We start from the raw sequence: 12,450 nt of genomic DNA, 5'->3' as shown, positions 1-12,450 counted from the left end.
TGAGCTTATTTACTGGAAAAGGTAGGTAAAGCCGACATTCATCAGATAATCTGGGCTGTCCTTCGTCAGTCCGAGTCCCACCGAGAGGTCTAAAGAGAAAGAGCGAGCCACCCTGTATGCAAATCCTCCCTGAAGCGTTAAGGTCTGCTCCGAGGCGGCCCTCCCCGTTTCACTGTTTCCCGAAAGCTCAGCGATCATCGACAGAGGCTCTTCCATCGTCTGGAGCTCCAGGCCGATGGCATAGATGAGTTGATCCGCCACATCCTTTAAGGGTGGATTTCCAATAAAAATATAACCAAAATTGATGTGAGCGGTGACCGGAGTAAACTCCTTGCTTGCAATCGCAATGAAACCGATATCCGGTTTGCCGGTTGTTCCGAAAAATTGATCTCGGCCGGCGGTCGGTAACTTCAAAAGCATTTCACCTGCGACTGAGAGTGGGTTTGCCTCTCTTCCCTTCAAAAATCGAACTTTTGCTCTCAGAAGCATATCCCCAATTTGATTTTCGTTCTCCGAGCCCTCCTCGCGAAATAGATAAGGAACCTCTAAACCGAGCTCCAGGTTCTGAATAAGACCATATCTCATATCCGCCGAAACGATTGTTTCTTTGCTGCTGGACGAAAAACGATCAAAGACAACGCCCGATTCCAGCCGATAATTTCCCTTATCAATTGGAATTGCCCTTTCCGTAAGGAGAAAAGGGCGTTCAGCGTGTGCCGGGTGAATTAATAGGAGAGAGGGAAAAATGCCTATCAGGAGAGTGAACAAAAATATTTTGAATTTCTCAGGTTTCACGGGCACTGATTCTACGTTCCGTCCGATGCGTTGTCAAGAGATTAAATCCTCCCGAGTCCCGAATTTGTCTCTGCTGATCAATCGATGCCAATGTGAGGGCCGAGCTGCAAGGCTGCGTTTTTACTTGTTTCTACTCCGCCTGATGGCCGAAGGCGACCGAGGAATTAAATTATTATCACCGGAAAAATCGACCCATTGCACATTAATGTGCGGTAGTACAAAAATGTACTGTTTGGGCTTAAATTGATGGACGGAGAAAGGCAACACCGTAGAATTATATTTATATAACAATGGCTTACATTATTTTTTTGGAATCCTTGATTGGTATCTAAATTGCATTTATATGCATCACCGTCAACATAAGGGGGCGCCATGGTGTCGAAGAGAACGATTTTAATTGTCGATGATGAGATCGGCCCACGTGAATCGCTTAAAATGATACTAAAACCTTTTTACAACGTGGAAACGGCCGAAGATGGTATTAAAGCGCTCGAAATGATTCAACAGAAGCAGATCGATCTTGTGACACTCGATTTGAAGATGCCGGGTCCCCATGGCGGCGAAGTATTAAAGCAGATCAAGCAGAAAAATCCGGATATTGAAGTCTTAATCATCACCGGGTATGGAAGTCTTAAAAGCGCCATCGATGGGATAAGACATGGCGCCTGTGATTATCTGATTAAGCCGTTTAATATTTCCGAAATTATCAATATTATTAACCGCGCTCTCGGCAAGAAAAAGAAAATGGAGGAGTTGCAAGATTTTCTTTCCGAGGTGGGCGAGACGTTTGGTCTAAATACCCGGTTGGAAGATATCAAAACCTACTTTAAAGAACACAGAGAGCGGACCAAAACAATCGATTCCGTTTCCAAATAGTACCCATTTAAAATGAGCAGTCTCACATTTCTTATCGCCGGTTTTTTACTCCTCTCCTTATCTTATCTCTGGATTGAGAGCTACATGGTCACCCCTCCCCGTTTCCTTATTTACTATGCCCTCCTTTCGATTGCCTTGTTTGCTGCGATAGTATAGTTTCACCCTTCGGCGAGTGGATGCCGATCATTTCCTCCGCATGGCGCAGTGTAATCGGGGTGATGGTGGCCCCGCCCAGCATTCGAGCCAGCTCGTGAACCCGCTCCCCGGTAGATAACTCCTTGATTGACGTAATGACCCTCCCTCCCGAATCCCGTTTTTCAACAAAGTAATGATGATCGGCAAACCGTGCGATTTGAGGAAGGTGAGTAATACATAAAACCTGATGACTCGAGGCAAGCTTAGACAATCTCTTTCCCACCTTCTCGGCCACGGCGCCTCCGATTCCTGCATCTACTTCGTCGAAAATTAATACCCCGACAGGGTCCACTTCAGTGAGGACCACTTTTAAGGCAAGCATGATTCTTGAGAGTTCTCCTCCCGAAGCGACGCTTGCGAGGGAGTGAGGAATCTCTCCGGGTAGCGCAATTAGATACTCGATTTTATCCGACCCATCCTCGGAAAGTGCTTTTTCGGTGAGCTGGGCTTCGAATTGGGTCCGTTCCATCCCCAGTTGAAAAAGCTCTTCTTTTACTTTTGCTTCCAGTTTGGCTTTTATTTTGTTTCTTTCTCGGGAAAGATTTTTTGCTTTTTCCGAAAGTGTCTTCTCGGTCTTATCCAAGTGTTTTTGAATGGCGATCAGCTCCGCTTCGCAGCCTGAAATTTTGGAGAGCTCCTCCTCTAATTCCTTCTGAAACTTTAAAAGCTCTTCAAAAGACCGGCCATATTTTTTCTTTAACTTTTGCATTAAATACAGCCGCTCCCGAATCTCGCCAAGGCGCGCAGGATCGTACTCCATCTGATCTGTTCGGTTGCGCAGCAATACCGATAACTCCTTCAACTGAATTTTAGAGGTTTCCCAGAGACCGATTTCATCGGAGGCGTCATCCGTGAGTTCCTGCAGTTTTTTAACTGCGTTGCCGATCTCGTCCAGTTGATTGAGCATTGCTTCTTCCCCGGCGAGAAGCGCATAGGCCTTTTCTGCGGTGGAGAGGATCGCTTCCCAGTTCTGTAACGTTTTCTCTTCCCGTTCCAGCGTCTCCTCTTCTCCCGGTTGGAACGCGGCTTCTCTGATTTCGGAGAGCTGATATTCCAGAAAGGACTGTTTCTGCCTTCCTTCGGATTCTAATTTTTGGAGGGAGCGTTGTTCTTCCTGCAACTGAGACCAGCTGCGGTAGCACCGCGTGTAATCCTCTCTTAGCGGGGTAAGGCGGCCAAACGCATCGAGGAGATGAAGCTGCCATTCAAGGCTCAATAGATTGTGATGCTCATGTTGTCCATGAATTTCGGTGAGCTTTCGGCCGATCTCTTTCAGGGTGGAGACATTGACAAACGAATTGTTCAGATAGGTCTTGTTCTTTCCCGATTTGGAGAGAACGCGTTTGAGGATCAGCCACTCTTCGGAAGGGAGATCGCTTGGAGCAGATTCAAGCGGGTCGAAGCGCGCCTCCAAAGTGGCCTCGCTCTTTCCCTCTCGAACCAGGTCGGGCGACGAACGCCCTCCCAAAATAACTGAGAGGGCGTCGATGAGAATCGATTTTCCGGCGCCTGTTTCGCCGGTGATGATGTTCAGACCTTCCGAGAATTCAAGAGAGACTTCATCAATAATTGCATAATTTATGATGTGAAGCTCTCTCAGCATGGACCTGGAGTAACTTAGGAGGATGAAAGGAGGCTATCAATCTTCTGTTTGAATTGTTTCTTAGAGGCGGCGCCTACAATCTTATCGACGAGCTTCCCGTCCTTAAAAAAAAGGAGGGTCGGAATCCCCATAATTTGATAGCGTCCGGCGATTTCAGGGTTCTCATCCGTGTTCAGTTTGCAGACCTTTAATTTTCCGGCATACTCTACTGCGAGCTCATCGATCGTCGGAGCGATCATTTGGCACGGACCACACCAGGCGGCCCAGAAGTCAACCATGACGGAGCCGGGCGCTTTAAGGACTTCGTCTTCCCACTTTTGACCGGATATTTTGACTGCTTGACTCATCTCATCCCCTTTCTGAAAAGTTGAATTTATTCTAGCCGAGTTACCCCATCAAGTCAAACATGAAAAAAATGAAAACCCCCCATGATTGAGCCAACCATGGAGGGTTTTCATCTGGAAAAGAGTTGCCTTTATGGCGATTTCGTTTAGTACATGTCGCCCATTCCGCCGCCCGGCATGGCCGGTGCCCCCTTCGGTTTTTCCTCAGGGATATCGGCCACCATCACCTCGGTCGTCAGCATTAATCCGGCAACGCTGGCTGCGTTCAGAAGCGCAGTACGGGTGACCTTGGTAGGGTCGATGATCCCGGCCTGAACCATGTCGACGTAGGTTTCCGAGCCAGCATCGAATCCGTTTGCGCCACTCTCACGCTTGACCCGTTCTACCACGATAGAGCCTTCGACACCGGCATTTTCAGCAATTTGCCGGATCGGCTCTTCCAAGGCTCGGCGAACGATATCGATGCCGACCTTTTGATCTCCATCTACCTTCACCTTCTCGAGTGCCGAGATACATCGGAGCAGGGCGACTCCCCCACCGGGGACGATCCCTTCCTCAACAGCCGCTTTCGTGGCATGAAGCGCATCCTCAACCCGCGCTTTTTTCTCCTTCATCTCTGTCTCCGTCACGGCACCGACATTGATCACCGCAACCCCTCCGACAATCTTCGCGAGCCGTTCCTGAAGTTTCTCACGATCATAATCGGAAGTTGTTTCCTCGACCTGGGCTTTGATCTGCTTTACCCGGCCCTGGATTTTATGGGCGTCTCCGGCACCTTCGACGATGGTGGTGTTGTCCTTGTCGATGGTGATCCGTTTGGCGCGTCCGAGATCGGAGATCTTGACATTCTCAAGCTTCAGTCCGAGATCTTCTGAAATGACCTGACCGCCGGTGAGGATGGCGATATCTTCAAGCATCGCCTTTCTCCGATCCCCAAAACCGGGGGCTTTCACTGCAGCGACTTGAAGGGTGCCGCGCAGCTTGTTGACGACGAGGGTCGCCAACGCCTCTCCCTCGATATCCTCCGCAATGATCAAGAGGGGACGTCCCATCTTGGCGACCTGCTCGAGAACCGGTAGAAGATCCTTCATGGTGGAAACTTTCTTTTCATTGATCAGAATGAAAGCATCTTCTAAAGCCACTTCCATTCTCTCGGAATCGGTCACGAAATACGGAGAGATATAACCGCGGTCGAACTGCATTCCTTCGACCACATCAAGAGAGGTCGTCATGCTTTTCGCTTCTTCAACGGTGATGACGCCGTCTTTCCCGACCTTCTCCATCGCCTCGGCGATTAAATCGCCGATCGTTTTGTCATTGTTTGCGGAGATGATACCGATTTGGGCAATTTCTTTTTTAGTTTGGCAGGGCCGGGAGATCTTCTTGAGCTCTTCGATTACAACTTCAACCCCTTTGTCGATTCCCCGCTTCAACTCCATTGCATTCGCGCCGGCAGAGAGGTTCTTCACCCCTTCCCGGAAGATGGCCTGAGCCAAAACCGTTGCAGTCGTGGTTCCGTCGCCGGCCACGTCGGATGTTTTGCTCGCGACCTCTTTCACCAGCTGGGCACCCATATTTTCATAAGGATCTTTTAACTCGATTTCTTTTGCCACGGTGACGCCGTCTTTCGTAATGGTCGGAGCGCCGAATTTTTTCTCAATCACGGCATTCCGTCCCTTGGGGCCGAGTGTCGCCTTCACCGCATTGCTAAGTTGATTGACACCTCTCAGGATGGCCGCCCGGGCGTCATCGCTGAAAATCATCTGCTTTGCCATCGATTTTCCTCCTTCGTTGAGCAGGTTACATTACCGGTTAGGTTATTCGAGAATACCTAAAATGTCCTCTTCTTTCAGAATTAAAAACTCTTGGTTCTCCAAGGTGATCTTGCTGCCGGAATACTTATCGAAAAGGATGGTATCCCCGACCTTCACCCCCTTCACCTCGCTGCCCACCGCCTCAATTTTGCCTCGCTGGGGTTTTTCTTTTGCAGCGTCGGGAATGTAGAGCCCTCCGGAGGTCTTCTCAAGTTCGCCTGAGTAGCTGACAAATACCCTCTCTTTGAGCGGTTTAAATTTAACGGCTGTTTTAGTCGCCTGTGCCATTGGCCTCCCTCCTTAACAAAAAAGTGAATTGGAATGAATAAGTTTCGAATATAGAGATGGAGAGTTGCTTGATTAGCACTCTCTCGTCCTGAGTGCTAATAAGATATATAACAACAGGGTTGTTAAAATCAAGTACCAAATTGACTTTGGATAAAAAAAATTGAGGGAGAGCGGATCGTCTTCCGAGACTCGAAAGACGATCCGCCCGAAATTATCGGCTGTTCTTTTGCGCGGTGAGTTGAGGGGCCAAGTCTTTAAATATTCTCCAGCTCTTCAGCAGATCGATCGCTTTTTGGAGCTGAATGTCTTCTTCTTTCTCCGGGGACGGCTCGCTGATCCCGGTCGCATCTTCCATCGGACGCGGCGCCGGCGCCTCGATCTTGTCGGAGTCCGGTTTGAGCTCATTTTTCAAATGGCGTTCCAAATCCCTTTCGCGGAGAACCGGACCGTTTTTAACCTCTTTTGGAAGGTTCGGTTTCACCGTGATGTCGGGATCGATCCCGGTATTCTGAATCGAACGGCCTTTCGGCGTATAATATTTCGCCGTCGTCAAACGGAGGGCCGAGCCGTCCGAGAGCGGAAGAATCGTCTGAACGGAACCTTTTCCGAAGGTTTGCGTTCCGACCACGACCGCCCTTCCCCAGTCTTGGAGGGCGCCGGAAACAATCTCCGAGGCGGAAGCGCTTCCTTCATTCACGAGGACGATCAGCGGGATGTCTTTTAATGCCGCCGAATTGCTGGCGATATACTCATCGCGCTTTCCGTCCCGTCCTTTAATGAAGACGATCAACTTTCCGCTCTCTAGAAATTGTTCGCTCACTTCGACCGCAGAGGTCAGGAGCCCTCCGGGGTTGTTCCTCAGATCGAGAATGAGCGAGTGAATATTGCTTTCCCGCAATTTTGAGACCGCCTTGGTGAGATCGTGCGCGGTCTGCTCTTGAAATTGGGTGAGCCGAACATAGCCGATGCCGGGCTCAAGGACTTTTGATTTGACGCTTTGAATCCGGATGATGTCCCGGACGAGTTCAAAGGTCATCGGATTGGCGACCTGGTCCCGCTGAATCGTCAGATGAACTTTCGACCCCCGCTCACCCCGCATCTTGTTGACCGCCTCCATGAGGCTGGTCTCTTTGGTCAGCGTCTGATCATCTACTTTAAGAATCACATCCCCCGGTTTGATCCCGGCGACGTCGGCGGGCGTTCCCTCGATCGGGGCGATGACGACCAGCTTATTCTCCTTCATCCCGATCTGAAGGCCGAGTCCCCCGAATTCTCCCTTCGTATCGACCTGCATCTCTTTATAAACTTCGGGGGGCATGAAGGCGGAGTGGGCATCCAAGGTATTCAGCATCCCCTTCACTGCGCCATAGACGAGTTCCTTGCTCTTCACCGGCTCGACGTAGTTTTTCTGAAGGCTCGAAAGCACTTCTGAAAAAAGCTTTAAATCTTCATAGCTGTCCGTCTCGGCGGTCACCTTGCCTTCGAGATCCCTTCCTGCAAAGATGCTCATACCGAATACACCGAATATGATCATCACCAGAAAGGTGATTCGTGCCCGTTTGGTAAAAGTCATGAATATTCCTCCTTGCTGATATCACCGGTTTCCCGGTCATCGCTTCCTTTGGAGCCAGGCCAACGGATCCAGCGGCTCCCCCTGATGCCGAATTTCAAAATAAAGATTGCTCCCTTGGGAAAGGCCGGTCTCGCCGACCTGCCCAATCGGCACGTTCTTTCCCACCCGGTCGCCGACGGAGACCAACAGCTTCGCAAGGTGGGCATAAATGGAATAATAGTTTTCTCCGTGATCGACGATAATCACCATCCCATATCCACGGAACCAATTTGCAAAGATGATCACGCCGTCATAAACCGATCGAACCTGATCTCCCTTTGAGGGTTCGATCTCAATTCCTTTTTTAAAAATAAAAGTATCAAACTTCGGATGTTTTTGCCGCCCAAAAAGTGAAACGATCTGCCCGTCATTCGGCCAGGTCAATCGGCCCTTTTCTTTCGAAAATTTATCTCCAGCCGGTTGTTGAAGCCGCTTTTTTTCCTCCTCCAGTTTCTTGATGATCGTCTGGAGCTGGAGCGACGACTCGTCGAGTTCCGCCAGAGATCGTTCATAAAAAGTTCTCTCATTTCGAACGCGTGCTAAAAATTGATCTTTCTTTCTCTTCTCGGAGCGGATCTCGACCAATTTTTCCGCCAAGGCCTCTTTGTCCTTTACCAGGTGTTCTTTGACGGCGCCCAACTGACGGCCTTTCTCTTCCAGCTCGGCATGTCTTTCTTTGAATTGAGAGAGCATCTCTCCCTCTTTCTGTGCAATCGTCCTCAAATAGTGAAGCCGTCTCATGAAATCGGGATAGTCGCGCGCGGCCGATAAAATCTTAAGAGACCCGGCCTGTCTTTCCTGATAGATCGTTCGGAGCCGCTTCGATATGGCGACCTTCTTCCCTTGGATGTCTTGGTTTAAGTTTCTGATGACCCCCGAGAGATCGCCCATCTCGCTGTCCTTCTCCTTCATCTTCAGCTCAATGAGGTCGGCCTCTTTTTGAAGAATGCGAAGCCGCCGATCCATCTCCTCCAGCTGCGAGAGAACAGAGCCCTCTCTCTTTTTGATCGTAATGTTTTTATCCCGCTTTTCCTCGATCTCCCCTTTTAATTTTTCGAGCTCCTTTTTCTCTCGGCTGAGCTTATCATTGATCGACGGCCCCTTTTCAACCGCCGCCTCCACTTTCATCTCTGAGAGAGTCAGTGTAGAGAAGAAGAGAATCCAGATGCCAAAATTTTTAACCCCGTTTTTGACCATCGGCTGGAATTTGAGGCCTCATTAAGGCCGAGAGAGAGACAAATCCGGCAATGCCGCCCAGAACCCCTCCCCCGAGCGTAATGCCGAGCAGAAACGGCAGGGGGAGAAAAAGGAGGTTCAGGAAACCGCCGATCATTCCACCGATGGATTGGAGATGCGTTTGAGCCGCCCGAAAGATGCCGAAGAGCATGAGAACCGACATCCCCCCGCTGAGGAGTCCGATCAGCGCTCCTTCTATAAAAAAAGGAATTTTTATAAAGCGATGTGTGGCGCCGATCAGCCACAATATCTCAATTTCGTCCTTCCTATTATAGAAGTGAAGCCGAACCGTATTGGCAATAATCGTCACGATTGCGACGGCGAGGAGGCCGCCGATTCCGATCCCGATTTTCCGGAGGAGCTTGAGAAATGCATCGAGATTCTGAAGCCATTCCGATCCAAATTCGACCTCCTCCACCCCCGAAAGCTTTTTAAAGCGATCGACCATGACCGAAAGTTGGCGAGGCTCTTGATAAGCCGCTTTTACCTTTACCTCGAAAGAGGCCGGCAGCGGATTTCCTCCCAAACTCTTTAAGAGCGATTCGTCATGAAACTCCTTCTTGAAGATATCGAGCGCTTCTCCTTTCGAAATATATTTCACGGAGGAGATACGATCGTCCGACGATAACTTATCCTTAATCACCCGAATCGCGTCGTCATCGGCTCCTTCCGAGAGATAAATGCTGAATTGAACATCTTCCTGCATCGACCGGAGGAGAATTTCAACATTATAATAGAAAAGGAGAAAAACTCCAAACAACATTAAGGTCAAACTTAATGATATCAGAGAAAAGAAGGCGATCAGCCGGTTGGTCTGAATATTTTCGATCGCCGATCTCACAAAATAGACAAGCTGTCTCATCCTAACATCCCATCGGAAACGATCTTTCCCTTTTGAAGAAGGATGGTTCGCTTTGCCATTTTCACCATCGGATGCTGACGGTGGGTGGCGACGACGACCGTCGTCCCATGAATATGGATATTCTTCAATAGATCCATGATCTCTACCGACAGCGCGTCGTCCAGATTGCCGGTCGGTTCATCCGCCAGCAAGAGCGGGGGATGGTTCACGATGGCGCGGGCGATGGCGACCCGTTGTTGCTCCCCGCCCGAGAGGTATTGCGGAAACTGATTCCGGCGGTGCTCCAGTTGGACCAACTTTAAGACCTCCTGGACCCGCCGTCGCACCTCGGAGCCGGAGGCGCCGACAATTTCTAAGGGGAGCGCAATGTTATCAAAAACCGTTTTTCTCCGGATGAGTTTAAAATCTTGGAAAACGAAACCGACATTGCGCCGAAGGAACGGAATCTGAGATGCCGTTAAACGAGAGATGTTTTTACCGCTGATGAGGATCTGTCCTTGCTCCGCGCTCTCCTCACAAAAGATCAGCTTGAGCAATGTCGATTTTCCTGCGCCGCTTGACCCGACGAGAAAGACGAATTCCCCTTTTTCGATTTTTAAATTAATATCATCTAGGGCCACATGATCCTTGCCGTAATATTTATAGACATGAAACATCTGGATCATTTTTTATCCTAAACTGTTCTAATCATAACCGATTATCTAAACAAAGGAGGGCGCCGGCGTTCGGAAGATGGAATCGGTGACCTCTTTTCGAAATAAGCATCCGTATGGCGAGGTCCCGTCCGCATCGGTAAAGAGATCATTCAGGAGGCGGTCTAGTCGGTGTTTTCTTCCTTCTCGGAAAGATAATCTAAAATTAAATCGTCCAATGTTTTCTTCTGATTCGGCGACTGGGGTGAGGGCGAAGCGTTCTTTGATTTTGGGGTTGGGCCGGTCTCGGTTTTCTCGGCGGACGGTGCCTCCTTGGGGCGCGGGGGAGCCGATTCGAATTTTCCCGCCGCCAGATCACGGACCATCCCTTTATGCTGTTCCTTCATCAACTCTCTGACCACCTCTTGAAACGACGGTGACTCAAGGATGTCGGCATAGCTGGTTTTTTTGGAGCTGCAGATCGCCCCCCCTTTAAATAAGAGAGTCGTAATGACCGGATTCGTTGCGCCTCCATCTTCCGTTTGGATGTGATACACCTCACCCTTAAACTGAATATCGGTGTTAATACCGCTTAACATCCTGTTCCTGTTTCCAACGCTTCAAAAGCATCTCTGAAATGTTCAATCCGCGGCGCTCCCATTTGAGCCCTAATCCCGACGACGTCAAACCGGCACTCACAGGCATCCATTTTTTTTTGGCTCATGTAGGCGAGTGCGACACGGCTCATCTTCACCTGCTTTTTTGTATTGACGGCCAGTTGGGGAGCGCCGAATTGATCGCTGGACCTTGCCTTCACCTCCACGAAGACGAGCATTTTTCCGTCTTGTGCGATGATGTCGATTTCTCCGAAACGGGTCCGGAAGTTACGCTCCAGAATACGATATCCTTTTTTTAAAAGGAACTCGGCGGCGATCTTCTCCCCTTCCCTTCCGGTCATGAGAGAACCCCTCGGAAGCTTTTCCGATGGATGTGACAGGGGCCGAACATCCGAATATTCTTTAAATGCTCTCCCGTCCCATATCCCTTATGCGAGATAAAATTATAACTCGGGAATTCTTGATGATATTGGTCCATCAAGCGGTCCCGGGTGACCTTTGCGACGATGGAAGCCGCTGCAATGGAGACGGAGAGATTGTCTCCTCGGATCAGGCCTCGCTGCGGGATGGCGGTATTCGGAAGGGTTAGCGCGTCAATCAACAGGTAGTCGGGTTGAATGCGAAGGGATTGCAGGCTTTTCTGCATCGCCAGGTAAGTCGCCTGCAAGATGTTGATTTCGTCTATCGTAATATTGTCAACGACGCCAACCCCGACGGCGATCGCTTCCTGCAGAATTCGCTCATAAAATGCTTCCCGTTGCTTTGCCGTAAGCAGTTTTGAATCTCGAATCCCGGGAAGGGAAATCGCGGCGGGGAGAATCACCGCTGCAGCGACGACAGGGCCGGCCAATGGACCTCTCCCTGCCTCATCGATCCCGCAGACCTGTCGATATCCGTCTAAGGAAAGGATCCTCTCAAAGAGGGTCATTTTAAATAAACGACGCGCTTCTTCGGTATCGAGAGGCATCACCCGTCAAAGCACCCCATGATAGATGAACCTTAAGGAGAATGGCAGATGTCATCGAAAACAGGCGAGAGCAGAAGCGCTCTCATCTCGTCCATTGGTCTTTATCCCGACGTCGAAGCTCTCCAAGGACGGGGAGGCCCGCCAAGGGTATCGAGAGCCGCTTTCGTTCGGACTACGATTCGACTTTCACCGTCTGCGGCTCCTCGGCCGGGGCTGCCGTTTTCTCCGATGCCTTTACCGAGGGGCTGCTCCGCTCTCTTTCGCTGATGCGTGCCGCTTGACCGGTTCGCTCCCTGAGATAGTAGAGCTTGGCACGATGAACCTTTCCCTCTCGAACCACATCGATCTGCGGGATGTAAGGAGAGTGAAGCGGAAAGACCCGCTCGACACCGACCCCATACGAAACCTTCCGGACCGTAAAGGTTTCACGGTTGCGTGTCCCCTTCTTACGGATGACGACCCCTTCGTAAACCTGGATGCGCTCTTTTTCTCCCTCGATGATTCTCACATGAACCCTGACCGTATCTCCGATTTTAATCTGAGCAACCGCCGGTTTCAGAAGTCCTCTCTCCAACCGCTCTAACCGATCCATTGAATTTATTCTCCTTC

At 50.0% G+C, this 12,450-nt stretch carries 14 protein-coding genes; 1 reads left to right on the top strand and 13 read right to left on the bottom strand.

Features of this window, described 5'->3' with window-relative positions; genetic code table 11:
- Positions 1-9 precede the first annotated feature (9 nt).
- Complete coding sequence (locus HY282_06100; protein ID MBI3803318.1) at positions 10-795, bottom strand: transporter; 786 nt, start codon at positions 793-795, stop codon at positions 10-12.
- 372 nt (positions 796-1,167) lie between these two features.
- On the opposite strand from HY282_06100, the gene HY282_06095 reads away from it, so the two are divergent.
- Positions 1,168-1,671 carry a response regulator gene (locus HY282_06095; GenBank protein ID MBI3803317.1) on the top strand — a complete coding sequence of 168 codons (504 nt, stop codon included), beginning with the start codon at positions 1,168-1,170 and terminating at the stop codon, positions 1,669-1,671.
- A 106-nt stretch (positions 1,672-1,777) separates the two neighbouring features.
- On the opposite strand, the gene recN is transcribed toward HY282_06095, so the two are convergent.
- The 12 genes from recN to rplS form a co-directional block, all read right to left on the bottom strand.
- Positions 1,778-3,469: a DNA repair protein RecN gene (gene recN / locus HY282_06090; protein ID MBI3803316.1), complete on the bottom strand. Its 1,692-nt coding sequence runs from the start codon at positions 3,467-3,469 to the stop codon at positions 1,778-1,780.
- A 14-nt stretch (positions 3,470-3,483) separates the two neighbouring features.
- Positions 3,484-3,816, bottom strand: coding sequence for a thioredoxin (gene trxA / locus HY282_06085; GenBank protein MBI3803315.1), 333 nt, complete (start codon positions 3,814-3,816; stop codon positions 3,484-3,486).
- Between the two features lie 143 nt (positions 3,817-3,959).
- On the bottom strand, positions 3,960-5,588 hold the full coding sequence (gene groL / locus HY282_06080; GenBank protein MBI3803314.1) for a chaperonin GroEL: 1,629 nt from the start codon (positions 5,586-5,588) through the stop codon (positions 3,960-3,962).
- A 42-nt stretch (positions 5,589-5,630) separates the two neighbouring features.
- Entirely contained in the window at positions 5,631-5,915 is a 285-nt protein-coding gene (locus HY282_06075) for a co-chaperone GroES (GenBank protein ID MBI3803313.1), read from the bottom strand.
- 211 nt (positions 5,916-6,126) lie between these two features.
- Positions 6,127-7,449 carry a S41 family peptidase gene (locus HY282_06070; GenBank protein ID MBI3803312.1) on the bottom strand — a complete coding sequence of 441 codons (1,323 nt, stop codon included), beginning with the start codon at positions 7,447-7,449 and terminating at the stop codon, positions 6,127-6,129.
- A gap of 75 nt (positions 7,450-7,524) precedes the next feature.
- Positions 7,525-8,655, bottom strand: coding sequence for a peptidoglycan DD-metalloendopeptidase family protein (locus HY282_06065; GenBank protein MBI3803311.1), 1,131 nt, complete (start codon positions 8,653-8,655; stop codon positions 7,525-7,527).
- Positions 8,656-8,704: 49 nt separating this feature from the next.
- Positions 8,705-9,625, bottom strand: a complete 921-nt coding sequence (locus HY282_06060; GenBank protein ID MBI3803310.1) for an ABC transporter permease — start codon at positions 9,623-9,625, stop codon at positions 8,705-8,707.
- Positions 9,622-10,290 carry a cell division ATP-binding protein FtsE gene (gene ftsE, locus HY282_06055; protein MBI3803309.1) on the bottom strand — a complete coding sequence of 223 codons (669 nt, stop codon included), beginning with the start codon at positions 10,288-10,290 and terminating at the stop codon, positions 9,622-9,624. The genes HY282_06060 and ftsE overlap by 4 nt, the downstream gene beginning before the upstream one ends.
- 152 nt (positions 10,291-10,442) lie before the next feature.
- Positions 10,443-10,856: a hypothetical protein gene (locus HY282_06050; protein MBI3803308.1), complete on the bottom strand. Its 414-nt coding sequence runs from the start codon at positions 10,854-10,856 to the stop codon at positions 10,443-10,445.
- Complete coding sequence (locus HY282_06045; protein ID MBI3803307.1) at positions 10,850-11,215, bottom strand: YraN family protein; 366 nt, start codon at positions 11,213-11,215, stop codon at positions 10,850-10,852. The genes HY282_06050 and HY282_06045 overlap by 7 nt, the downstream gene beginning before the upstream one ends.
- Positions 11,212-11,841 (bottom strand): ribonuclease HII, encoded by a 630-nt coding sequence (locus HY282_06040; protein MBI3803306.1) that lies wholly within the window; start codon positions 11,839-11,841, stop codon positions 11,212-11,214. Before HY282_06040 ends, HY282_06045 begins: the two co-directional genes overlap by 4 nt.
- 172 nt (positions 11,842-12,013) lie before the next feature.
- Positions 12,014-12,433 (bottom strand): 50S ribosomal protein L19, encoded by a 420-nt coding sequence (rplS, locus tag HY282_06035; GenBank protein ID MBI3803305.1) that lies wholly within the window; start codon positions 12,431-12,433, stop codon positions 12,014-12,016.
- Between the last annotated feature and the right edge of the window lie 17 nt (positions 12,434-12,450).

It is taken from the genome of Candidatus Manganitrophaceae bacterium (assembly GCA_016200325.1).
Classification (GTDB): domain Bacteria; phylum Nitrospirota; class Nitrospiria; order SBBL01; family Manganitrophaceae; genus Manganitrophus.
Note: the sequence above shows the minus strand (reverse complement) of the source record. Positions and strands in the feature narration are given on the sequence as shown.